This window comes from Pseudomonas sp. MBLB4123, from assembly GCF_051904775.1.
Taxonomy (GTDB): domain Bacteria; phylum Pseudomonadota; class Gammaproteobacteria; order Pseudomonadales; family Pseudomonadaceae; genus Aquipseudomonas; species Aquipseudomonas benzenivorans_B.
Genome location: NZ_CP196711.1, coordinates 1,175,517 through 1,199,676, shown reverse-complemented (window position 1 = coordinate 1,199,676; position 24,160 = coordinate 1,175,517). Strand labels below are relative to the sequence as shown.

At 66.2% G+C, this 24,160-nt stretch carries 15 protein-coding genes; 6 read left to right on the top strand and 9 right to left on the bottom strand.

Annotation, left to right across the window (positions count from 1 at the left end; all coding sequences use genetic code 11):
- Together ACSX1C_RS05710 and ACSX1C_RS05705 are read right to left on the bottom strand one after the other, a co-directional pair.
- Nucleotides 1-693 carry a phosphoribosyltransferase gene (locus ACSX1C_RS05710; RefSeq protein ID WP_439888618.1) on the bottom strand — a complete coding sequence of 231 codons (693 nt, stop codon included), beginning with the start codon at nucleotides 691-693 and terminating at the stop codon, nucleotides 1-3.
- Nucleotides 694-871: 178 nt separating this feature from the next.
- Nucleotides 872-1,885, bottom strand: coding sequence for a zinc-dependent alcohol dehydrogenase family protein (locus ACSX1C_RS05705; RefSeq protein ID WP_439888617.1), 1,014 nt, complete (start codon nucleotides 1,883-1,885; stop codon nucleotides 872-874).
- A gap of 212 nt (nucleotides 1,886-2,097) precedes the next feature.
- Between ACSX1C_RS05705 and ACSX1C_RS05700 the strand changes: the two genes are divergently transcribed.
- The 4 genes from ACSX1C_RS05700 (at nucleotide 2,098) to ACSX1C_RS05685 (ending at nucleotide 8,988) form a co-directional block, all read left to right on the top strand.
- Complete coding sequence (locus ACSX1C_RS05700; RefSeq protein ID WP_439888616.1) at nucleotides 2,098-3,015, top strand: LysR family transcriptional regulator; 918 nt, start codon at nucleotides 2,098-2,100, stop codon at nucleotides 3,013-3,015.
- Between the two features lie 150 nt (nucleotides 3,016-3,165).
- Nucleotides 3,166-4,413, top strand: coding sequence for a multidrug efflux RND transporter periplasmic adaptor subunit MexE (gene mexE, locus ACSX1C_RS05695; RefSeq protein ID WP_439888615.1), 1,248 nt, complete (start codon nucleotides 3,166-3,168; stop codon nucleotides 4,411-4,413).
- Nucleotides 4,414-4,426: 13 nt separating this feature from the next.
- A complete protein-coding gene (locus tag ACSX1C_RS05690; RefSeq protein ID WP_439888614.1) occupies nucleotides 4,427-7,603 on the top strand; it encodes an efflux RND transporter permease subunit in 3,177 nt (1,058 codons plus the stop codon).
- On the top strand, nucleotides 7,600-8,988 hold the full coding sequence (locus tag ACSX1C_RS05685; protein WP_439888613.1) for an efflux transporter outer membrane subunit: 1,389 nt from the start codon (nucleotides 7,600-7,602) through the stop codon (nucleotides 8,986-8,988). The genes ACSX1C_RS05690 and ACSX1C_RS05685 overlap by 4 nt, the downstream gene beginning before the upstream one ends.
- A 90-nt stretch (nucleotides 8,989-9,078) precedes the next feature.
- Here the strand turns inward: ACSX1C_RS05685 and ACSX1C_RS05680 are convergent, their stop codons facing one another.
- Entirely contained in the window at nucleotides 9,079-9,813 is a 735-nt protein-coding gene (locus ACSX1C_RS05680; RefSeq protein WP_439888612.1) for an SDR family oxidoreductase, read from the bottom strand.
- 416 nt (nucleotides 9,814-10,229) lie between these two features.
- On the opposite strand from ACSX1C_RS05680, the gene ACSX1C_RS05675 reads away from it, so the two are divergent.
- Nucleotides 10,230-11,234 (top strand): TRAP transporter substrate-binding protein, encoded by a 1,005-nt coding sequence (locus ACSX1C_RS05675; RefSeq protein ID WP_439888611.1) that lies wholly within the window; start codon nucleotides 10,230-10,232, stop codon nucleotides 11,232-11,234.
- Nucleotides 11,235-11,261: 27 nt separating this feature from the next.
- Here the strand turns inward: ACSX1C_RS05675 and ACSX1C_RS05670 are convergent, their stop codons facing one another.
- Nucleotides 11,262-13,343, bottom strand: coding sequence for a putative bifunctional diguanylate cyclase/phosphodiesterase (locus ACSX1C_RS05670; RefSeq protein WP_439888610.1), 2,082 nt, complete (start codon nucleotides 13,341-13,343; stop codon nucleotides 11,262-11,264).
- A gap of 303 nt (nucleotides 13,344-13,646) precedes the next feature.
- Between ACSX1C_RS05670 and ACSX1C_RS05665 the strand changes: the two genes are divergently transcribed.
- Nucleotides 13,647-14,405 (top strand): Mut7-C RNAse domain-containing protein, encoded by a 759-nt coding sequence (locus ACSX1C_RS05665; RefSeq protein ID WP_439888609.1) that lies wholly within the window; start codon nucleotides 13,647-13,649, stop codon nucleotides 14,403-14,405.
- 21 nt (nucleotides 14,406-14,426) lie between these two features.
- Here the strand turns inward: ACSX1C_RS05665 and ACSX1C_RS05660 are convergent, their stop codons facing one another.
- From ACSX1C_RS05660 to ACSX1C_RS05640, 5 genes are all read right to left on the bottom strand, one after another.
- On the bottom strand, nucleotides 14,427-15,404 hold the full coding sequence (locus tag ACSX1C_RS05660; RefSeq protein WP_439888608.1) for a cysteine synthase A: 978 nt from the start codon (nucleotides 15,402-15,404) through the stop codon (nucleotides 14,427-14,429).
- A gap of 87 nt (nucleotides 15,405-15,491) precedes the next feature.
- Entirely contained in the window at nucleotides 15,492-19,073 is a 3,582-nt protein-coding gene (locus ACSX1C_RS05655) for an EAL domain-containing protein (protein WP_439888607.1), read from the bottom strand.
- A 2-nt stretch (nucleotides 19,074-19,075) separates the two neighbouring features.
- Nucleotides 19,076-20,128, bottom strand: a complete 1,053-nt coding sequence (locus ACSX1C_RS05650; protein WP_439888606.1) for a chemotaxis protein CheB — start codon at nucleotides 20,126-20,128, stop codon at nucleotides 19,076-19,078.
- Between the two features lie 12 nt (nucleotides 20,129-20,140).
- Nucleotides 20,141-22,357, bottom strand: coding sequence for a hybrid sensor histidine kinase/response regulator (locus tag ACSX1C_RS05645; protein WP_439888605.1), 2,217 nt, complete (start codon nucleotides 22,355-22,357; stop codon nucleotides 20,141-20,143).
- 7 nt (nucleotides 22,358-22,364) lie between these two features.
- Nucleotides 22,365-24,128, bottom strand: coding sequence for a methyl-accepting chemotaxis protein (locus tag ACSX1C_RS05640; RefSeq protein ID WP_439888604.1), 1,764 nt, complete (start codon nucleotides 24,126-24,128; stop codon nucleotides 22,365-22,367).
- Nucleotides 24,129-24,160: the final 32 nt, after the last annotated feature.

Genomic DNA, 24,160 nt, shown 5'->3' with positions numbered 1-24,160 from the left:
TCACCGATGCAAGGGCCGCCATTCGTCTTCGCGCTGCCAGGCGCGGTGGAGCAGATCGACCACCTCCTCGTCCGGCGTCTGGCCGAAATCCACGTACCAATGGCCGATAGCCATCAGCATCATCGGTTCGCAGGGGCAAACCAGCTCGTCGGCTTGGCCACGCAGCTGCGCAGCACTCTCTGCGGCGGCGACCGGCACGGCGATTATGATGCGCGTCGGGGCCTGTTGGCGCACAGCCTGCACCGCCGCTTGCATGGTGGCGCCGGTGGCCACGCCGTCGTCGACCAGTATCACCTGCCGGTCACGCAGCACGGGCGCTGGCCGCTCGCCGCGATAGACCCGGGCCCGGCGCTGCAACTCCGCGGCCTCCCGTTCTGCGACGGCCTCGATGCTGGCTTGATCGACATGGGCACAGTCCAGAACGTCGGGATTCATCACCCGCACTCCGCCACTGGCGATGGCGCCCATGGCCAATTCCGCATGCCCCGGCACCCCGAGCTTGCGCACCAGCATCAGATCCAGGGGCGCCTCAAGTGCTGCGGCGATCTGATAGGCCACTGGCACGCCGCCGCGGGGCAAGGCCAGCACGATGACATCGGGGCGACGGCGATAGGCCGACAACAGTCGAGCCAGCCCCTGGCCTGCGGCTATTCGGTCGGGAATGGGAACGGGGATAAGGGCTTCCTGCGTCATCTTCGCACCCTCGGCAAGAAAGCTTTCTTAACTATGCCCCCGGCGACGCCCTCGATCCAGCGTCGCAGCCCTCCGCGCGGGACGTCGCGACAAGTGGAACATCGCGGAGGGAAACGGCAGGACGAGTGCACGAGCCGCTGTCGAGCCGACGCAGGTCGGTCGGTGGACCTCTAGCGGATCAGACCTGCAGCACCACCCGCCCCCGGCTCGGACAGGTTTCCATCAGCTTGTGGGCTTCGACCACCTTGTCGAAGGGAAATACCTGGTTGATCAGTGGCCGCAGCAGGCCGTCGCGGGTCAGCTGGTTGATGCCCTGCAGCGCCTTGGCCACCGCCGCCTCGTCCTGCGGGATGCCCAGTTCCTCCTTGCCGGTGAAGTTACCGATGCAGTGGACGAAGAACTGGATGTTCTTCTGGAACGCGGCACAAGCCGGAAACGGCGTCTCGTTGCCACCTTGCAGGCCGTACAGCACCAGGCGCCCGCGCGGTGCCAGGGCATCGCCGAGCAAGCACATCTGCGGCCCGCCTAGGGCATCCATGACGATATCGGCGCCACGCCCGTCGGTCAGCTTGATGACCCGGCTGACCAGGTCCTGCTCCTCGGTGAGGATGATGTGATCGGCGCCCAGCTCACGGAGAAAGTCCCGGTCCTCGGCGTCCGCAGTCGCGGCGATCACCTTGGCCCCCAGGGCCTTGCCCAGTTGCACGATATAGGGCCCCCAACAACGGTTGGCCGCGGTCACCAGTACCGTCTCGCCGGGGTTCAGACGTGCCAACTCGACGAAGCCGAACCAGCCTACCAGCGAGGGCAAGTAGTGCACGCTGGCCTGCTGCGGGGTCAACTGTTCCGGATAGCGCGTCAGCGAACTGCGCGGCAGTACCACTTCCTCGGCATAGGCGGGATAGCGGTTGACGTTGTGGCCCGGGAAACTGGCGACCTGGTCCCCTACTGCCAGGTCCTCGACCCCCTCGCCCACGGCCACCACTTCGCCGGCCAGTTCATGGCCTAGACCCGCAGGCAGCTGTGCCGGGGTGTTGGCCAGGTTCTGCCGCCAGAGCACGTCATACCAGCTGATACCGACCGCCTGGGGCCGGATCAGCACCTCGCCGGCGGCGGGCGACGGGCACGAGCGCTCTTCGATCTTGAGGACGTTGGCCTCGCCGAACTGATGGAAACGGATGATGCGGGACATCGCAAACCTCGCCGGTTGACCCCTATTGACCTCGACTTTATCCGGGCTTTATCGGCAATGCCACCAGCCAGGCCTGATATTCACCATGTCTGTCGGTGATGATTGCGTCAGCCAATATCAATGGAGGCGACTGGCGAGTTGCTTCGCGGCAGTGTTCGGCATTAGCCTGAGCCGAGCAGCGCGCCGCGCGCCCTCTCCAGAATGGACACCGGATGAACCGCAACGACCTCCGCCGAGTCGACCTCAACCTGCTGGTCGTGTTCGAAACGCTGATGCATGAACGCAGCGTGACGCGCGCCGCGGAAAAACTGTTCCTCGGCCAGCCGGCGATCAGCGCCGCCCTCTCCCGCCTTCGTGGTCTGTTCGACGACCCGCTGTTCGTCCGCACCGGCCGCAGCATGGAGCCGACGACCCGGGCCCAGGAGATCTTCTCCCTGCTCGTGCCGGCGCTGGACTCGATCTCCACGGCGGTCAGCCGCGCCGCCGAGTTCGATCCGGCGACCAGCACGGCGGTGTTCCGCATCGGCCTGTCCGATGACGTCGAGTTCGGCCTGCTGCCGCCGCTGATCAAGCGCCTGCGCGCCGAGGCGCCGGGCGTGGTGTTGGTAATCCGCCGTACCAACTACCTGTTGATGCCGGGGCTCCTCGCCTCCGGCGAGATATCCGTGGGCGTCGGCTATACGGAGGAGCTGCCGGCCAATGCCAAGCGCAAGGTGATGCGCCGTAGCAAGCCGAAGCTGCTGCGCGCCGACAGCGTGCCCGGGCCGCTGAGCCTGGACGACTACTGCGCGCGCCCCCATGCCCTGGTGTCCTTCGCCGGCGACCTTAGCGGTTTCATCGATAGAGAGCTGGAGGCGCTCGGCCGGCGCCGCCGCGTGGTGCTGGCCGTGCCGCAATTCAATGGCCTCGGCCCCCTGCTCAGCGGTACCGACATCGTCGCCACGGTGCCGGACTACACCGCCGATGCCCTGACCGCCTCCGGTGGCTTGCGTGCCGAGGACCTGCCGCTGGACGCCCAGACCTTCGAGCTGCATATGGCCTGGCGCGGCGCACAGGACAACGATCCCGCCGAACGCTGGCTGCGCTCGCGCATCCAGATGTTCGTCGGCGACCCGGACAGCCTGGGCTGAGAGGCTCCCCCTGCCCCTCTATCGCCCGCATCGATAACAGCAAGCTGTTCATCACTGCCGCTGATAGTCACCTTCGCGGCGTTCGATTCGTATTGCCCCGGATCGCGTCGCAGACTCCGCCCACTCCAAACTCAAGTGGCGGAACCTCACATGGAACAGCTCAACCACCTTTGGCGCCTGCCTCTGGCCCTTGCTGCAATAGTGACCCTCGGCGCCTGCGGTGAGTCGCCCCAGGCCACCGCGCAGATGCCGGCGGCCCAGGTCAGCGTCGCCGAAGTCATCGAACAGCCGCTCAACGAGTGGGACGAATTCACCGGACGCCTGGAAGCCCCGGAGTCGGTGGAAATTCACCCGCGCGTCTCCGGTTTCATCGACCGCGTGGCCTTCGCCGAAGGCAGCCTGGTGAAGCAGGGAGACCTGCTGTTCCAGATCGACCCGCGGCCGTTCCAGGCCGAGGTCAAGCGCCTGCAAGCCCAACTGCAGCAAGCCCGGGCCAATCAGGCACGTACCGCCAGCGAGGCCAAGCGCGGCGAGCGCCTGCGCAAGAGCAACGCGATCTCCGCGGAGCTGGCCGATGCCCGTGCCAGTGCCGCCCAGGAGGCCCAGGCGGCCGTGGCCGGTATTCAGGCCGAACTGGACAATGCCCGCCTCAACCTCAGCTTCACCCGGGTCACCGCGCCGATAGATGGGCGGGTCAGCCGCGCCGAAATCACCGCCGGCAACCTGGTCACGGCCGGGCAAAGCCTGCTCACCCGCCTGGTCAGCACCGACAAGGTCTACGCCTACTTCGACGCCGACGAGCGGGTATTCCTCAAGTACCTCGAGCTGGCGCGTCAGTCCGGCAGCGATGCCCGGGATGCCAGCCCGGTGTACCTCGGCCTGAGTAGCGAGGATGGCCACCCGCACCTGGGCCAACTGGACTTCCTCGACAACCAGGTCAACCCGCAGACCGGCACCATCCGCGGCCGCGCGGTGTTCGACAACCAGGACGGACGCTTCACCCCGGGCCTCTATGCCCGGCTGAAACTGGTCGGCAGCGGCACCTACGCCGCCACCCTGATTCGGGACGTTGCCGTCGGCACCGACCTGGGCAAGAAGTTCGTCCTGGTGCTCGGCGACGACAACACCGTCGCCTACCGTGCCATCGAGCTGGGGCCCAAGGTCGAAGGCTTGCGCATCGTCCGTGCGGGCCTGGGCAAGGGCGAGAAAATCGTGGTCAACGGCCTGCAGCGTGCCCTGCCCGGCTCGGCCGTCGACCCGCAGGAGGTGCCCATGGCCGATGCCGAGACCCTGGCCACCCTGGCCACCCTGGCCCGCCAGCGTAAGGCCGTCGAAGACCGCGATGCCCCCCGGGTTGCCGAACACGGCGAACGCACCGCCACTGCGCCGCGCGGCTAACAGGTAAACGACCATGAACTTCTCGCAATTCTTTATCCAGCGGCCGATCTTCGCCGCCGTGTTGTCGCTGCTGATCCTGATCGGCGGTGCCATCTCGCTGTTCCAACTGCCGATCAGCGAATACCCCGAAGTGGTGCCGCCCACCGTGGTGGTGCGCGCCAACTTCCCCGGGGCCAACCCCAAGGTGATCGGCGAAACCGTCGCCTCGCCCTTGGAACAGGCCATCACCGGCGTGGAAGGCATGCTCTATATGTCGTCCCAGGCCACCGCCGACGGCAAGCTGACCCTGACCATCACCTTCGCCCTGGGCACCGAGCTGGACAACGCCCAGGTCCAGGTGCAGAACCGCGTGACTCGCACCATGCCGACCCTGCCCAGCGAAGTGCAGCGCCTCGGCGTGACCGTCGACAAGGCCTCGCCGGACCTGACCATGGTGGTCCACCTGACCTCGCCGGACGACCGCTACGACATGCTCTACCTGTCCAACTATGCCGCGCTCAACGTCAAGGACGAGCTGGCGCGGCTGGACGGCGTCGGCGACGTGCAGCTGTTCGGCCTGGGCAACTATTCGCTGCGCGTGTGGCTCGACCCGAACCAGGTGGCCTCGCGCAATCTCACCGCCAGCGATGTGGTCAATGCCATTCGCCAGCAGAACCGCCAGGTCGCCGCCGGCGCCCTCGGCGCGCCGCCCGCCGCCGGCGACAACAGCTTCCAGTTGTCGATCAACACCCAGGGCCGCCTGGTCAGCGAGGAGGAGTTCGAGAACATCATCGTCCGCGCCGGCGACAACGGCGAAATCACTCGCCTCAAGGACATCGCCCGCATCGAACTGGGCTCCAGCCAGTACGCCCTGCGTTCGCTGCTGAACAACAAACCGGCGGTGGCCATCCCGGTGTTCCAGCGGCCCGGTTCCAACGCCATCGCCATCTCCGATGCGGTGCGCGCGCGCATGGCCGAGCTGAAGCAGGGCTTCCCCCAGGGCGTGGACTACGAGATCGTCTACGACCCGACCATCTTCGTACGCGGCTCGATCGAGGCGGTGGTGCACACCCTGCTCGAGGCCATCGTCCTGGTGGTGCTGGTGGTGATCCTGTTCCTGCAGACCTGGCGCGCCTCGATCATCCCCCTGGCCGCCGTGCCGGTGTCCTTGATCGGTACCTTCGCGGTGATGCACCTGTTCGGCTTCTCCCTCAACGCCCTGTCGCTGTTCGGCCTGGTGCTGGCCATCGGCATCGTGGTGGACGACGCCATCGTCGTGGTGGAGAACGTCGAGCGCAATATCGGCCTGGGCAAGTCGCCGATCGAGGCCACCCGCCAGGCGATGAAGGAAGTCACCGGCCCCATTGTCGCCACCGCCCTGGTGCTCTGCGCCGTGTTCGTGCCGACCGCGTTTATCTCCGGTCTCAGTGGCCAGTTCTACCAGCAGTTCGCCCTGACCATCGCCATCTCCACGGTGATCAGCGCCTTCAACTCCCTGACCCTGTCGCCGGCCCTGGCCGCCGCCCTGCTGCGTCGCCACGACGCGCCCAAGGACGGCTTCTCCCGACTGCTCGACCGGCTGTTCGGCGGTTGGTTGTTCGCCCCCTTCAACCGCGTGTTCGACCGCGCCAGTCACGGCTATGTCGGCACCGTGAAGCGCGTGCTGCGCGGCAGCTCCATCGCCCTGCTGGTCTATGGCGGCTTGATGGGCCTGACCTACCTGGGCTTCGCCAACACGCCTACCGGCTTCGTGCCGCCCCAGGACAAGCAGTACCTGGTGGCCTTCGCCCAGCTGCCGGACGCCGCCACACTCGACCGCACCGAGGCGGTGATCAAGCGCATGTCGCAGATCGCCGGCCAGCACCCGGGGGTGGAGAACACCGTGGCCTTCCCGGGGCTGTCGATCAACGGCTTCACCAACAGCCCGAACAGCGGCATCGTCTTCACCCCACTCAAGCCCTTCGCTGAGCGCCGCGATCCGTCCATGAGCGCCGGGGCCATCGCCGGCGAACTGAACGCCCAGTTCGCCGAGATTCAGGACGCCTTTATCGCCATCTTCCCGCCTCCCCCGGTGCAGGGTCTGGGCACCATCGGTGGCTTCCGCGTGCAGATCCAGGATCGCGGCAACCTCGGCTACGAAGAGCTGTATAAGCAGGTGCAGAACGTCATCGCCAAGAGCCATGAAGTACCGGAGCTGGCCGGGCTGTTCACCAGCTACACGGTCAACGTGCCGCAGATCGATGCCGACATCGACCGGGAGAAGGCCATGACCCACGGCGTGGCGATCGACGACATCTTCGACACCCTGCAGGTCTACCTCGGCTCGCTGTACGCCAACGACTTCAACCGTTTCGGCCGCACCTACCAGGTCAACGTCCAGGCCGAGCAGCGCTTCCGCCTCGAGCCCGAGCAGATCGGCCAGCTCAAGGTGCGCAACAAGCGTGGCGAGATGGTGCCGCTGTCGACCTTCGTCAAGGTCGAGCCCAGCGCCGGACCGGATCGGGTGATGCACTACAACGGTTTCCTCACCGCCGAGATCAACGGCGGCGCGGCGCCCGGCTTCAGCTCGGGCCAGGCCGAGGCGGCGATGGAAAAGCTGCTCGAGGAAGAACTGCCCAACGGCATGAGTTACGAGTGGACGGACCTGACCTACCAGCAGATTCTCGCCGGCAACAGCGCGATCTACGTGTTCCCACTCTGCGTGCTGCTGGCCTTCCTGGTGCTGGCCGCCCAGTACGAGAGCTGGAGCCTGCCGCTGGCGGTGATCCTGATCGTGCCGATGACCCTGCTGTCGGCCATCACCGGGGTGATCCTGTCCGGTGGCGACAACAACATCTTCACCCAGATCGGCCTGATCGTGCTGGTGGGCCTGGCGTGCAAGAACGCCATCCTCATCGTCGAGTTCGCCAAGGAGAAACAGGAGGAAGGTCTGGACCGCATCGCCGCGGTGCTGGAGGCCTGCCGCCTGCGCCTGCGGCCGATCCTGATGACCAGCTTCGCCTTCATCATGGGCGTGGTGCCGCTGGTGCTGTCCTCGGGCGCCGGTGCCGAGATGCGACAGGCCATGGGGGTGGCGGTGTTCTCCGGCATGCTCGGGGTGACGGTCTTCGGCCTGCTGCTGACCCCGGTGTTCTATGTGCTGATCCGCGCCTTCGTCGAAAGACGCGAAGCCCGCAAGAGCGCCACCGAACTGCAGGAGGTGAACGCATGAAGCCGTTCATCCCTGCCCTGCTCGCCCTGGCGCTGAGCGCCTGCGCCCTGGGCCCGGACTACCGGACGCCGGCTACCGCACCGGCACAGCTGAGCCACGCCGCAGCAGCCGGCCATGACCGCTCGCGTTTCGAGGCGTTGTGGTGGCAGCAGTTCGAGGACCCGACCCTGAACCAGTTGGTCGAGCAGTCGCTCGAGGACAACCGCGAACTGCGGGTGGCCTTCGCCCGCCTGCGTGCCGCCCGGGCCATCCGCGACGATGTCGCCAACGATCGTCTGCCGACCGTTACCGGGCGCGCCAGCGGCGAGATCGGCAAGGCCCAGCAGCCCGGCGTCAGCGAACGACGGCTGAACGCCGAACGCTACGACCTGGGCCTGGATCTGGCGTGGGAGCTCGATCTGTTCGGCCGCATCCAGCGCCAGTTGGAGGCCAGCGAGGCGCAGATCGAGGTGGCCGAAGCCGACTACCAGCAGCTGCAGGTCAGCCTGATCGGCGAGCTGGTCGATGCCTATGGCAGCCTGCGTGGCGCCCAGCTGCGCGAACGCATCGCCCGCGCCAACCTGGACAACCAGCGCGAGTCCCGCGGCATCACCGAACAGCTGCGCGATGCCGGAGTCGGCAGCGAGCTGGACGTGCTGCGCAGCGACGCACGCCTGGCCGCCACCGAGGCCAGCCTGCCGCAACTGCAGGCCGAGCAGGTGCGTGCTCGCAACCGTATCGCCACCCTGCTCGGCCAGCGTCCGGAGCAGCTCAGCGTCGATCTGTCGGCGCAGCCGCTGCCGGCGATCGCCAAGGCCCTGCCGATCGGCGATCCGGCCGAGTTGCTGCGCCGGCGCCCCGATGTGCGGGCCGCGGAGCGGCAACTGGCGGCCGCCACCGCCAGCATCGGCGTGGCCACCGCCGACCTGTTCCCGCGGGTCAGCCTGAGTGGCTTTCTCGGTTTCACCGCCGGCCGGGGTTCGCAGTTGGGCGCCTCGGCGGCGCGTGCCTGGGGCGTCGCACCGACCATCGACTGGGCCGCTTTCGACCTGGGGAGCGTGCGTACCCGGCTGCGGGGGGCCGAAGCGGAAGCCGAGGGCGCCCTGGCCAACTATGAACAGCGGGTGCTGCTGGCCCTGGAGGAGTCGGAGAACGCCTTCAGCGACTATGGCAAGCGACAACAGCGCCTGCTCGCCCTGCTGCGCCAGTCCGAAGCCAGCCGCGCCGCGGCCGCGCAGGCTGCCGTACGTTACCGCGAAGGCACCGTGGACTTCCTCGTGTTGCTGGATGCCGAGCGCGAACGGCTGGCCGCCGAGGATGCCCAGGCCCAGGCGGAAGTCGAGCTGTACCGCGGCATAGTCGCCATCTACAAGGCCCTCGGCGGCGGTTGGCAACCCCAGGCCTGATTCGACCTACTCCTCGGTTGGTGTCGCTCGCCAACCCTTTGCAGTCCCACGGTGCCGCTCCCGGCCGTGGGACTTTTTTTATTCGCCGCTCTAGATCAGTCCCCCGTTGACCCGCAACACCTGGCCATTGACCCAGGCGCCCTGCGCGCCGACCAGGAAGGCCACGGCATTGGCGATGTCCTGCGGCGTGCCCAACCGCTCCAGTGGGGCTTGCTTGGCCAGGCGTTCGACCATCTCGGCGCTCTTGCCATCGAGGAACAGGTCGGTTGCCGTGGGGCCCGGCGCTATGGCGTTGACGCAGATATGCCGTCCCCGCAGCTCCTTGGCGAATATCCGGGTGAGGCTCTCCACCGCCGCCTTGGACGCGGCATAGAGCGAATAGCCGGGTAGCGCCATGGCCACCGCGCTGGAGGAGAAGTTGACGATCCGGCCGCCCTCGCGCAGGCGTGTCGCCGCCAGACGCAGGGTGTTGAAGGTCCCCTTGGTGTTGGTCGCGAACAGGCGCTGGTACAGGGCGTCGTCGCTGTCGGCGAGACTGACCATGCCGGGCTGGATGATGCCGGCGTTGTTGACCAGGATGTCGACGGCGCCGAAGCGCACTTCGGCCTGGTCGAATAGGGCTTCGACGGCGACCGGGTCGGTGACATCGGCCAGCACCGCATAGGCCTCGCCGCCGGCACGGACGATAGCGCGCACCACCTGCTCGGCATCGGCGGGTCGCGAGCTGTAGTTCACCACCACGCGGATACCGTCGCCGGCCAGCCGCCTGGCAATGGCCGCGCCGATTCCCCGTGAGGCGCCTGTGACTATGGCTACTTTCGACATGAGCACTCCTGGGCGTGGGGCTGGATGAGCATCCGCCCCAGGTCTGGGCGGATGCAGTGCAGGTCATACGCTGTGGTATAGCCGCCTTTGCCCCATCGCGTTCGACCGGCCATCCCCGACCCGGACGGAGGTGCAACGTTCGACTGGCACTGCATGGGCCGTGGCCGGGGCCAGGCGCCGCCGATAAGCAACAATCCGCCACTGCTGCACGCCAGCTTGGCGGAAAACCGCCACTGGCTGTGAGGTGCGTCACGCCGTTCTTTCGCCGAACCCCGGCTTCGCGCGGTATCCGGCTTTTGGCTCAGGCATTGCACTACGCAGAGCCCAGGCGCTAAGGCCGCGCGCGGTATTGCCGGGACGCCCCGCGAGCAGGCCGGTCGCAGCCGCCGATCCCGACAACAAGAAAGGACATCTCAATGCTCAAGTCATTCCTCGCCATGGCCGCGTGTGCCCTGGCGCTCGCCGTCGTCAGTGCCCAGGCCGCCTCCCAGGGGCCGATCCTGATCAAGTTCTCCCATGTGGTCGCCGACAACACCCCGAAGGGCCAAGGCGCCCTGCTGTTCAAGCAACTGGTCGAGGAGCGGTTGGCCGGCAAGGTCAGGGTCGAGGTCTACGCCAACTCTTCGCTCCATGGCGATGCCGATGAGCTGGAGGCGCTGCGCAAGAACGAGGTCCAGTTGCTGGCTCCGTCCCTGGCCAAGTTCGGCCAGTACACCCAGCAGCTGCAGGTGTTCGACCTGCCCTTTCTGTTCGATGACCTGGACGCGGTCAATCGCTTCCAGAAACGCGCCAAGGGCCGCCAATTGCTGCGCGCCATGGAGGCGCACGATATCGTCGGGCTGGCTTACTGGCACAACGGCATGAAGCAACTGTCGGCGAGCAAGGCCTTGCTGCTGCCGACCGACGCGGCGGGGCTGAACTTCCGCATCCAGTCTTCCGAGGTGCTCGATGCGCAGTTCCGGCAACTCGGGGCGCAGTCACAGGCCATGCCGTTCGCCGAGGTGTTCGAGGCACTGCAGAGCGGACGGGTACAGGGGGCGGAGAATCCCTGGTCAAACATCTACAGCAAGAACCTGCACCGCGTGCAGCCCTATATCAGCGAGACCAACCACGGCGTGCTCGACTACATGCTGGTGAGCAATCCGCGCTTCTGGTACGCCATTCCCCATGCGATCCGGGTTGAACTGGAGGGCATAGTCGATGAGGTCACCTATGCGGTGAACCGCCAGGCCGAGGCCGATAACCGGGCCGACCGCCAACGCATCGAGGCCTCCGGTAGTAGCCAGGTGATCGGCCTGAGCGCCGAACAGCGCGAGGCCTGGCGCAACGCCATGCGGCCGGTGTGGCGGCAGTTCGAGGCGCAGATCGGTGCCGACGTGCTGAAGGCCGCGCAGGCCGTCAACCGCAAGTCGCCCCGTTGATCGACGGCCGTCCCCGGCCGGCAGCTTTCACTCGGCGCCGACCAGAACGCCGCCGTCCAAGGCCTGGATGAGCTGCTGGGGCGGCAGCGGATGCCCCAGGAGAAAGCCCTGCAGCGCGTTGCAGCCGAGGTCGGTGAGGAAACTCTTCTGCTGCAGGGTTTCCACGCCTTCGGCGACGATGCGCAGGTTCAGCGCCTGGCCCAGGGCGACGACGGCCGAGACGATCGCGGCATCGTCGCTGTCCTGGGCCAGGTCGCGCACGAAGCCCCTGTCGATTTTCAACTCGTTGGCCGGCAGGCGCTTGAGGTAGAGCAGGCTGGAGTAGCCGGTGCCGAAGTCGTCGATGGACAGATCGACGCCTAGCGCCGCCAGCTGCTCGAGCACCTGCAGGCTGGCATCGGCATCGCGCATGGCCGTGGTCTCGGTGATTTCCAGGGTCAGGCAGTTGGCCGGCAGCTCATGCTGCGCCAGGGCGTTGGCCACATTCTCGATCAGGTCGGCATGGCAGAACTGCAGCGCCGACAGGTTGACCGACACGCGCCAGTCGCGCCGCCCCTGATCGTACCATTCGCGCATCTGCCGACAGGCCCGTTGCAGCACCCATTCGCCGATGGCGATGATCATCCCGGTCTTCTCCGCCAGGCCGATGAACTCCGCCGGCAAGACGAGGCCCCGCACCGGGTGCTGCCAGCGCAGCAAGGCCTCGGCTCCCGTAGGCCGACCGTTCAGCGCATCGAACTTGGGTTGGTAGTAGAGGCAGAACTCTTCGCGCTCCAGGGCCATGCGCAGGTCATGCAGCAACTGCAGCTGATTGCGGGCGTTGGCATTCATCGAGGCCTCGAAGAAACTGTAACCGCTTTTTCCGGCGCCCTTGGCGTGGTACATCGCGGCATCGGCATTGAGCAGTAGGCTTTGCTGATCCGCCCCGTCGCCCGGGTAGAGGGCGATCCCGACGCTGGTGGAGACGCGCAGCTCATGCTCGCCGACCCGGAACGGCTGGCCGATCAGCTGGATGAGCTGGTTGGCGAGACTGACCGCGTCGTCCGGCTCGTGCACCTCCGCCAGCAGTACGAACTCATCGCCGCCCACCCGCGCCAAGGTGTCCTGCGCCCGCAGCCGCTCGCGCAGGCGCGCGCCCACCGCACACAACAGCAGGTCGCCGATATGGTGGCCATAGGCGTCGTTGATCGGCTTGAAGCCATCGAGGTCCATGAACATCAACGCGAAATGCCCGCCCTTGCGGGCCATCTTGTGGATGCTCTGGCCGACCCGGTCTTCCAGCAGCAGGCGGTTGGGCAGTTTGGTCAAGGGGTCATGCAGGGCCAGCTGGGTCAGTTCCAGGTTGGCCTTGGCCAGGGACTCGTTCAGCTTGGCGATGCGGTCCTCCATGCGCGCATCGAGGACCGAGGTGAGCAAGGCGATGGTCAGCACCGCGAGGGTGGCGATGCCGACCATGCCGGCCAACCAGGCGCTGTCCAGGCCGGTCCCTGCGGCCAGGCAGAAACTGCCCTGGGGAAAGTTGGCCGCGGCCATCCCGGTGTAGTGCATGCCGACGATGGCCCCGCCCATGAGCGCTGCCGCGCCGAGGCGCGCCATGCGCACGTAGGGACCTGGCCAGCGCAGGCGAAAGGCGATCCACAGCGAGGCGGCGGACGCCGCCACGGCAATCAACAAGGACAGGCCGAACAGCACGGGGTCATAGTCGATCCCCGGCTGCATGCGCAGCGCCGCCATGCCGAGGTAGTGCATCGAACTGATGCCCGCGCCCATCACCAAGGCGCCGAGCAGCCAGTGCCAGCGCAACATCTGCGGCTGGCTCACCAGCCACAGGGCGAATCCCGAGGCGAGCATCGCCATCGCCAGGGACAGCAGAGTAATGGGGACGTCGTAGCCAAGATCAATCGGCAGGCTAAAGGCGAGCATGCCGATAAAGTGCATGGACCAGATACCGATGCCCATGGCCACGGCGCCGCCGCCTATCCACAAGGACTGCGCGAGGCCTCTGGCGGTGGCGATGCGCCCGGCCAGGTCAAGCGCGGTATAGGACGCCAGGATGGCCACGGCCAGGGAGGTTAGCACCAGGGAAAAATCGTAACTCGCAACCAGCATTACAGCGCTCTAGACCCCGCTGAGTGACGCCCCGGGAACGATTGTGCAATGCGGCCGGAGGGGCCTCCGAACCGCAGTGGGCGTGCTTGCGTACAGCCTGCTCGCGCCGGCAGCTAGGCAACAACCGCGCAGATAGTAACGGAGAACCCTGATGCGTTCTGCAAAAAATCAGAATATGGCAGCCACTGGCCGCTCAAACTGGGTGCCGCTGAGTATGAGCGCGTGCCGTTCAGGTACGGCCTGAAGGCCGGTTCGCCCATCCCTGTCAGGCGTCTGCCTGCCGGTTGAGGCTATGCTTGAGGCATGGTCCACGCCACCTTTCGCTTCTATGAGGAGCTCAACGACTTCCTGGCGCCGGCACGGCGGCGCAGGGCGTTCGACTGCGACTGCGCCCAGGCGGCGACCGTCAAGCACATGATCGAGGCACTCGGCGTGCCCCATACCGAAGTGGAACTGGTATTGCTCAACGGCGAGTCGGTCGGTTTCGAGCGGATGTTGCTGGACGGCGACCGGGTGGCGGTCTATCCGAAGTTCGAGCGCCTGGACATCAGCCCGTTGCTGAAGGTGCGCGATCGTCCGTTACGGGTGCTGCGCTTTGTCGCCGATGCCCATCTCGGCGGCCTGGCCCGCCTGCTCCGTATGCTCGGTTTCGACACGCTCTACGACAACCATTTCGAGGATGCGATGATCGCCGAATTGGCCGCCCGGCAAGGGCGCATCGTCTTGACCCGGGACCGCGAGCTGCTCAAGCGCCGGCTGGTCAGCCATGGCTGCTACGTGCATGCACTCAAGCCCGCGCTGCAACTGCGCGAGCTGTTCGAGCGCCTCGATCTGGCCCGCTGTATCGAGCCTTTCAGCCGCTGCCTGCATTGCAACCTGCCGTTGCAGCCCATCGATCTGGAGGAGGCCCGCGAGCGACTGCCCAGCCGCATCGGCTACAGCTACTCGCATTTCATGCAGTGTGGCGGCTGTCGTCGCCTGTATTGGGAGGGCAGCCACTGGCGCAACATGTGCGCCCTGCTGGCGCCGCTGTTGCGAGCACAGGCCCCGCCCGACGAATGACTCGTAGCGCCCGCGGCGCTCTCAGGCCGGTAGTGTCAACCCCTTTTCCCGCAGCCACGCCGGGTTGAACAGGCGTCTGGCGTAGAGGCCGCCGCGGTCGCAGAGCAGGGTCACCAGGGTATGCCCGGGCCCCAGGTCGGCGGCCAGACGCATGGCGGCACAGAGGTTGATGCCGCTGGAACTGCCGACGAACAGGCCTTCTTCGCGCAGCAGGCGATAGACCATGTCCACGCACTGCTGGTCATCGACCCGCAGGGCCGAGTCGATCTGGGTACCCTTCAGGTTGGCCGTCACCCGGCTGGTGCCAATGCCTTCGGTGATGGAACTGCCTTCGGCGAGCAGCTCGCCGTCCAGCACCCAATGGTAGAGCGCGCTGCCCATGGGGTCGGCGAGCACGATGCGCACCGCTGGGTTGCGCTCCTTGAGATAGCGCGCCACGCCGGCCAGGGTGCCGCCGGTACCGGTGGCGCAGACGAACGCATCGACGCGGCCATCGGTGTCGCGCCAGATTTCCGGGCCCGTGGTCCGGTAGTGGGCGTCGCGGTTGGCGGTATTGTCGAACTGGTTGGCCCAGATCGCTCCGGGCAACTCGGCGGCCAGGCGCCCGGCGATCTTCTGGTAGTTGTGCGGATCGCTGTAGGGCTTGGGGGGCACCGGGTGCACCTCCGCGCCCAGATGGCGGAGCAGATCGAGCTTCTCTGCCGACTGGTTGTCGGGGATCACGATGATGCAACGGTAGCCCCGCGCCGCGCAGATGTGCGCCAGACCTATGCCGGTATTGCCCGCGGTGCCCTCGACCACGGTGCCGCCGCCGCGCAGCCGGCCACTGCGTTCGGCGTCCTCGATGATCGCGAGGGCGGCCCGGTCCTTCACCGAACCGCCTGGATTGAGGAACTCGGCCTTGGCCAGAATCTCGCAACCGCTCTCGGCGCTGAGTCGGGCGAGACGGATCAAGGGGGTATTACCGATGGCGCCGGTAAACCCCTCACAGACGTTCATGGCACACCTCCGACCCGCTGTGATTCTTTCAGTCTAGCGGGCGGTGCGTAGGGCGTAGGGCGCGGTGGCGGACGGAGCGCTCCTCGCTCAACGCTTGAATGCCATCAGCTGCTCCCGCAGACGCTGGTTGTCCTGTACCAGCAGGCTTTGGGCGAAGGCATCGCGCAGCTGGCCCCGCAGGTCATCGGCGTCCCAGGGCTTGGTGATGAAGCGGAAGACCACCCCTTCGTTGACGGCCTTGAGGATGTCGCGCACGTCGGTGGAGCCGCTGAGCACCATGCGGATGATCTCAGGATAGATGTGCCTGATCTTGCGCAGGAGCTCCACCCCGTTCATATCGGTCAGGCGCAGGTCGGTCAGCACCACGTCGGCTCTATGGGCCGCCAACATGTTCAGCGCCTCGGCGCCGCTGCTGGCGACCCGGATGTGGTAGTTCTCCTGACGCAGTTCGCGCTGCAGCGCCCTGAGTACCCCGGCTTCATCGTCGATCAGCAGCAGGTGGCATACCGGCTCTGCGTCCATCAGCGGCGGCAGTTTCAGTTCGCCCTCCTCGCCGAGAAACTGCAGACAGGCCTGGGGCGGCAGCGGTGGCGAATAGTAGTAGCCCTGCAGTTCGTCGCAGCCGGCGGTGCGCAGGAAGCCGAGCTGCTCTGCACTTTCCACGCCCTCGGCAATCACCTTGATGCCGAGGTTGTGGCCAATGGAGATCATCGAACGCACCAGCGAGGCACTGTCCGGGTCCATATGCACGTCGGTGACGAAGCTGCGATCGATCTTCAGCTGGCTGAAGGGGAAGCGCTTCAGGTATCCCAGGGACGAATAGCCGGTACCGAAATCGTCGATCGAGAAGCCGATGCCCAAGGCGCTCAGGGTGCGCATCCGCTCCAGCACTTCGTCGGCATCGGTCATCAGCATGGACTCGGTCACCTCCAGTTTGACCAGGGACGGCGCAACCCCGTGCCGTTGCAGCGTCGTCCGGATGCGTTCGACGAACTCCGGCGCCATGAAGCTGATGGCGGAGAAGTTCACGGCGATGCAGCCGTTCAGCAACAGGTACTTCCAGGTCTGCAACTGCTGGCAAACGGCGTCGAAGACGTGGAAGTCGATGCTGACGATCAAGCCGGTCTCCTCGGCCAGCGGAATGAACTCGCCGGGCATCACCGTCTTGCCCTCGTGACTCCAGCGTACCAGCGCCTCGAAACCGCACAGGCGGCCGTTGCGCAGGTCCAGTTGCGGCTGGTAGACCACCTGGAACTCATCGTGCTGCAGGGCATGGCGGATATCCCGCTCGAGCAACAGGCGCCGCTGCATCTGCTCGTTCATCTGCGGGGTGAAGGCACAGATGCGGTTACGCCCCTGATGCTTGGCCTGGTACATGGCGGTATCGGCGTTGCGCATCAGGGTACCGATATCCTTGCCGTCGTCGGGGAAGCAGCAGAAGCCGATGCTGCTACTGACCACCACTTCCTGGCCGTCGAGGCTCAGGGGCTCGGCGACGATCTGCTTGAAGCGCTCGAGGCCGCCGATGCGCCGGGTCAGCTGTCCCCCATCGGCCAGCAGGATGACGAACTCATCGCCCCCCAGCCGGGCCACGGTGTCGACTTCCCGGGCGCAAGCCTCCAGGCGTGCGGCCACCTGGACCAGCAACTGGTCGCCGGCATTGTGGCCGAGGCTGTCGTTGACCACCTTGAAGTTGTCGAGGTCCATGAACGCCAGGGTGAACCCGCCCTGGTTGCGGCTGGCGAACGCAATGGCCTGGAGTATGCGGTCGTTGAGCAGGTTACGGTTGGGCAGTCCGGTCAGGCTGTCGTGGTTGGCCTGATGCTCCAGCTCTTCCTGGTAGCCTTTGGCCTCGGTGATGTCGTGCAGGATGCCGACGAAGTGGCTGACCTTGCCGCGATCGTTCACCACCGGGGACAAGCGCAGTTCGTTCCAGAAGGCCGAGCCGTCCTTGCGGTAATTACGCAGAATGGCCCTGCCCTCCTCCTCGGCGCTTAGCGCCCGGCGGATATTGTCGAGTTCCGCTTGGTCCCTGTCCTCGCCCTGCAGGAAGCGGCAGTTGCGCCCCAGCACCTCCTCGCTACGGTAGCCGGTGATGCGCTCGAAGGCCGGGTTGACGTAGGCGATCGGCTGGTCTTCGCGCTGATTGTCGGTGATGACGATGGCGTTGACGCTGGCTTCGACTGCCCGGGTGCGGATGCGGAACTCCAGGTCGCGCTGGCGTTGTTCGCTGATGTCCTGGATCACCGCGATGGCGCCCTGCACCACGCCCTGCTCATCGAGGTAGGGCACCGCCGAGTTGAGGGTGGTCTTGTGGCTGTCGTCGAAGGCCTGGATGTCGATGACCTCGTTACGCATCACCTGGCCATCGAGCACGGCCCTGGCCAGCGGCCAATCCTCCGCCTTCAACGGCTCGCCACGCTCCGACCAGGCGCCATGGTAACGGGCGAAGTCCTCCAACTCGGCCGGCTGTGGGCCGGCCCAGATCAGCCCGTTCTCAGGGTTGCTGAGAATCAGCCGACCCTGGCTGTCGGCTACGGCGACCCCGACCGGCAGGTTGTCGAGAATCTTGCGCAGCAGCGCCTCGTTCTGTGCCAGCGCCCGGGTACGTTGCTCGACCAGCTGCTCCAGGCTTTCGAACAAGCGTACTCGCCCCAGGGCCATGGCCAGTTGACGGCCGATCGATGCCAGCGCGTTGAGTGCGTCCTCCGCCCATACCTGCCCCTGATGGCGCACCACGTTGAGCATGCCGATGGTTTCCCCTCCCAGCAGCAGCGGGATGCTGGCATGGCTTTGCCCGACCAGTTGCGCCAGGGCCGGGCAGGCCGCAATGTTGCTCGGTACGCTCAGCTGATCGCGCAACCAGGCGTGGCGGCAGGGGCAGTCCTGGGAGCAGGCCGTCAGGCGCTCCAGGCTGTAGTCGCCATTGCCGCCACGGGCCGCGACTACCCGCAGGCTGTCGTCCGGGTTCTCGCCGTTGCCATCGGCAAGCAGCAGCCAGGCGCCCTCGGCATTGGGGAATTCGAGGATGCGCCCGAGGGCGGTCTGGATGACATGCTGTTCGCTTCTCGCGTCGGTCAGACCGCTGGTGAACTGGAACAGGCAGTTGAGCAAGGAGTTGGTGCGGGTCAGTTCGTCGTGCTTGGCCAGCAACTCGTGGTTGAGGCGTACGCCCTGCTCGTAGGTGGAGATCAGCAGGTCGAGGATCTGCTGGCGACTGGCGGTGATGAAGTGGCGCTCGCCCTCCAGCATCACCTCGACCCCCATCTGCACCCGCTCGTTGGTGCGCAGCTCGAGATTGACCAGGAAGTAGCGGACACGCGACATCAGGTACTTCTCATCGAAGGGCTTGACGATGAAGTTGTCGGCGCCGCAGGCCAGCCCGTGCACCACATCCCGCGCATCGGCCAGGCGAGTGACCAGAATCACCGGGATGTTGGCGGTGCCCGGCTCGGCCTTGAGCCGACGGCACAGTTCGTAGCCATCCATCTCGGGCATGACGATATCGCTGATGACGATGGTCGGCGGGTGCTCGGATACTTCCGCGAGTGCCTCCACGCCGTTACGCGCGACCCGTACCTGGCAGCCGGCTGCCTCGAGCAGAAACTGCAGCTCGGCGGCCTGGGTCGGGCTGTCCTCGACGATGAGAATCTCCGCGTCCGTGAACATCTTCACTCTCCTTTGAGCACAGTACTGCGAGTAACAGCACGCTGGGCGATCGAATTGAGCAATGCCGCAATGGCTTCCGGCGTCAGCACCTGTCGCACAACCCGCAGATCGATCGCCGCCAGGGGCATGGCATCGATCACTGCGCTGGCTGGCTCCTGGGCGATGGTCAGGGCGCCGCGGCGGTGTAGCTCGGCCAGTCCCTCCACGCCATCCCGGCCCATGCCGGACAGCTGGATACCGATGGACTGGCTCCCCAGTCGTCGGGCGACGCTGGCGAATAGATGGTTGGCCGAGGGGCAGTAAGGCTCACCCTTCCAGCCCTGCAGCTGTGCCCGCAGGTCGTCGCTTACTCCCAGCTGCTTGTGGTCGGGCGCCAGGTAGAGCACCCCGGGTTGCAGTCGCTGGCCGTCTTCGGCGATGGTCACCGACAGGGCGCAGACGCTGGCCAACCAGTCGCGAAAACTGCCGACAAAGCCCGTGGCGATGTGCTGCGCCAGCAGCAATGGCCAAGGCGGCGCGATCGTCAGGCCGGACAACAGTTCCTTGAGCGCCACCGGCCCCCCCGCCGATGCGGCGATGGCGACCAACTTGGGCTGAGCGCTGTGCGGTGGGCTGGCCGCCGATACCGCAGCGGCCCTCTTCAGCAAGCGTGGGCGGCGCACCATCTTGACCTGGGCCATGCGTCGCAGGGTGTTCAACAGGGCCTCGACCCGCTCCTCGAAGTTCGCCGCGCCGGGGCCCTGAGGCTTCTCCAGCACGGTCAGCGCGCCGGCCTCGAGCGCGTGCATGGCAGTTGCCGCCGCATAGGCATTGGCGCTGGCAGTGAGCACCACCACCGGCAGGGCATACTTCTCGAGGATGCGCGCTGTGGTTTCATAGCCATCCATGCCCGGCATGTGCACGTCCATGGTGACGATGTCCGGCAGATAGTCCACCAGCACGCGCAGGGCCCGTTCGCCACAGTCCGCTTCACGCACCTCGAAGCCTGCGGCTTCGAGGATCGAGCGCAGCAATATGCGCAGCACCGGCGAATCATCGACTATCAGTACCCGCATCACAGCTCCCGATCAGATCAGACGACCAATGGCATCCAGCAGGCTGTCCTGCTCGAAGCCGCTCTTCACCAGGTAGGCATTGGCCCCGACGTCCAGCCCCCGGGCGCGATCCTCGGCCGAGTGCAGGGCCGTCACCAGCACCACCGGCAGGTCGGCCAGATCCCGATCGGCACGAATGCGGCTGGTCAGGGTGAAGCCGTCCATACGCGGCATTTCCACGTCCGATACCAGCAAGTCGAATGCCCCCTGCTTCAAGGCATTCCAGGCTTCCAGGCCATCGTTGGCGGTGGTGACTTGATAGCCGGCCCCCTCGAGAATGGCCTTGAGCAGGCCCCTCGAGGTGAAGGAGTCTTCGGCGATCAACAGGCGCTGCACTCTCGAGTCGCTCGCCGAGTCCACTGCGCGTTCGAAGCTGCCGGCGCCTACTGCCAGGGCGCTGCGATAGAGGTCGCCGGGGTGCAGGATGGGCACCAGCTGGCCATCGCCTAGCAGCGTCGCGCCGAGCAGATTGCGTACCCGCAGCAGCTGGCGGCCGAGACTCTTGACGGTGATCTCCTGATCCCCCAGCAGCTCGTCCACCCACAATACGAATCGTTCGCCGCGGACCTTGAGCAGCAACAGCAGCAGCTCATCGGCCTGGTTCAGCGAGTTGCTCAAGCCGAGCACGTCGGCCAGGGACCAGACCGGCAACACCCTGTCTTCGAGTACCAGCGAAGGACGGCCCTCGAGATTCTTCACCGCGGAGCTCGGCAAGCGCAGGCAGCGCTCCACCGCCAACGCCGGTACGGCGAAGGTGCGCTCGGCATTGCGCACGATCACCGCACGGAAGGTCGACAGGCTGAGCGGCAGGTACAGATGAAAGCAGGTGCCCTTGCCGGGACTGGACTCCAGCTCGATGCGCCCGCCCAGTCGCTCGACCGTTTCCTCGACGATGGCCATGCCCAGTCCCCGGCCCGACAGGTCGGTGATCAGCGCGCTGGTCGACAATCCGGAACGGAAGATCAGGCGCTGGCTTTCGGCCTCGCTCAGCGCGGCGGCCTGTTCCTCGTTGAGCAAACCGGCGGCCTGGGCCTTGGCCTTCAGTGCCGGCCCGGAAATACCGCGGCCATCGTCCCGCACTCGCAACTCGAAACGGTCCGCCGACTCCTGCAGCAGTTCGACCTGAATCAGGCCGAGCGCCGGCTTGCCGCTGGCCTCGCGCTGCGCCGGGGGTTCCAGGCCATGGTCCACGGCATTGCGCAGCAGGTGGGTCAACACCGTGCGCAGTTCGTCGAGAATACGCTTGTCGACCTGCAGATCGGTGCCACTCAGCTGCAGCTCGACACGCTTGCCCGCCTCACTGGCCAGGTCCTGGACCATGGCCGGCAACCCCTCCACCAGATGGCTGCCGGCCAGTAGCAGGGTTGCCTGCAACTCGCTGGTGTGGGCCTCGGAAAGCTGGGCCAGACCTTGCGCCAGGTGCCGCCCCGCTCTTTCCAGGTGGACCGCCTCGAAATGCAGACGGTCGAGCTGAGCCTGGCTCCAGTTCAGATAGTCGAGCAGCCCCTTCAGCGCATCCCGGCTTGTCAGCGGCAGCGTCTCCAGGTCCGCGCTCAGCTGTTTCAGGCTGCCTGCGCCGAGCAGGCGTTTACCGCGCTGGGGTTCGAAGGCCGCCTCATGTTCGCGCAAACGGCGAGCATAGGCCTGGGCCTCGAGCTTGTGCTGCAACAGGCTCTCACCGTGGAACAGCAGGCGATCCAGGCGCCGGGTGGAAACCCTGACGGTGCCGGACTCCACCAGGTTCGGCGGGGTGGCAGGCCTCGGCGAGGCAACGGGTAGCGGCTTGGGCAGGCTGACGTCTTCGCCACGTGCGGCGCTCTCGAGCAGCGCGCTTAACCGCTCGGGGTCGCCGCCGTCCAACTGCTGCCCTTGGTGCAATTGCTGCACCATGCGCAAGGCCTGGCGGCACAGTTCGACGCGCTCCTCCGACAACTCCAGCAAGCCCCTGCGCACGGCGCCCAGCAGACTCTCCCAGGCATGACAGAGACGCTCGATGGCAGTCAGGCCCACGGCCCGGGAAGCGCCTTTCAAACTGTGTACTTCGCGATACAGCGATTCGATGGAGTCGTCGCTGGTGACACCCTGCCGCCAGCTGGCCAGGGTGTCGGCGAGCACGCCCAAACGCTCGCCCGCCTCGATGCGGAAGCTCTCCTGCAGGCGCTGTTGCAGGGCCTTGCGATCCACGCTCATGGCCGGCTCACAACTTGAACTGGGCCACTAGGCCCTGGAGTTTCATACCCAGCTCATGCAGGTTGCGCGTGGCCTGGTCCATCTGCCGCGTACCGCTGACGTTGCTTTGGCTGGCTTCGCGAATGCTGCTCATGGCATTGGCGACCTGGTCCATGCCGACCATCTGCTGCTGACTGGTGGCCGCGATCTGCAGCGCCATCTCATTGGACTCGACGATGCTGCTGTCGAGGGCGCGGATCGCCTCGCCGCTCGACTGCGCTCGCTCATAGCCGGACTCCACCGCCTTGCTGCCCTGCTCTGCGAGCAGCACCGCCTTGGTCATGGCCTTCTGGATATCGCCGAGAATGCCGCGCACCTGGGCGGTGGCCTGCTTCGACTGGTCGGCCAGGGCCTTGACCTCCTGGGCCACTACCGAGAAGCCCTTGCCGGTCTCGCCGGCGCGCATCGCCTCGATCGAGGCGTTGACCCCGAGGAGATTGGATTGCTCGGCCAGGTCGCTGACCGACGCCACGATCTCGCCAATGGTCTGGCTCTGCTCGCCCAGGCGCATGATGCTTTCGGCCACGGCCTGCATCTGATCGCGGATCTGGCCCATGCCCTTGAGCGCCTCCTCCACCGACTGCCGGCCGCCCTGGGCCACTTCACGGGTACGCGCCGTGCTGTCTGCCACCGACTGTGCCTTGCCACTGGCCAGCACGGCGGTCTGCTTGACCTCGTCCACCGTGGTGACGATCTCGCTGATGGCGGTAGCGGTCTCCTGGGTGTTGGTCGCCACCTGACTGGTGGCCGCCAGCACCTCCTCGCTGGAGGTGGCCAGCACCGTGATGCCCTCATTGAGTTCGCCGACCAGGTTGCGCAGGTTCGCCAGCATGGTGGCGAAGGCGCTACCCAACACATCCTGTTCGGATACCGGTTGGCTGTCCTGGTTGAGATGCCCCTGGGCCAGGTACTCGGCCTTGGCCGCCAGGGCCAGCAGGTACTGGCTCATCTGAGCGAAGGCCTGGCCCAGCCGCCCGACCTCGTCGCGGCGCGTAACGCCGCGCAGCTCCCTGGGGATCTCACCGCGGCTGATCCGCTCGGCCATGAGGGTCAGCTGCGCCAGGGGCTGGGCAATATGCCGACTGAGCTGCCAGGCCATGACGATGCCGAGAACCAGCATGAGCAGCCCGAGCGTCAGCTGCTCCATGCGCTGGCGTTCGACCTGCAACTGCGCGTGCTCCAGGGTCATTCGGACCTTGCGTTCGGTCAACTCGGCCAGGCGCTGGCCCAGTGCGTTGATCTGCGTCATGCGCTCGAGCTGGATTCCCAGTGCCAGTGCCTCGGCCTCATCCAGCCGCCCCTCGCGTATGAGGGGCAGCAACTGCCTGTCGCGGGTCTGCACGAACGCGGTGCGCACCTCCTTGAGTTGATCGAGGAGCTTCCCCGTCTCGCTCTCGTCGCCCAGCCCGGCGAGCAGTTCATCGAACAGACGATCATTGGCCTTCGACAGCGCCTCGATCTCGCCTTCGCTTTGCTGCAATCGCCGGCCCTCATCCTGGGCATCGGTCATGGCCTGGAGCAACTCGGCGCGCTGACTGACGATGTTGACGCGCAGTTCCTTGACCATGGAAACGCGTTCGAAACTGCGCTGGAAGAGCGCGGCCTGGGTTGTCTGCAGGCTGTCGAAGCGCTGCAGCGAAGTGAGCAGCAAGACTCCGAAACCGCAGATGAGCACGGCGAAAACCAGAATCAGTTTGCTGCCGATGCTTAGGTTGGCAATTCTTCCGAGCATTTTGGCGTCTCCTCGTCCCTAACCTTTGCGTC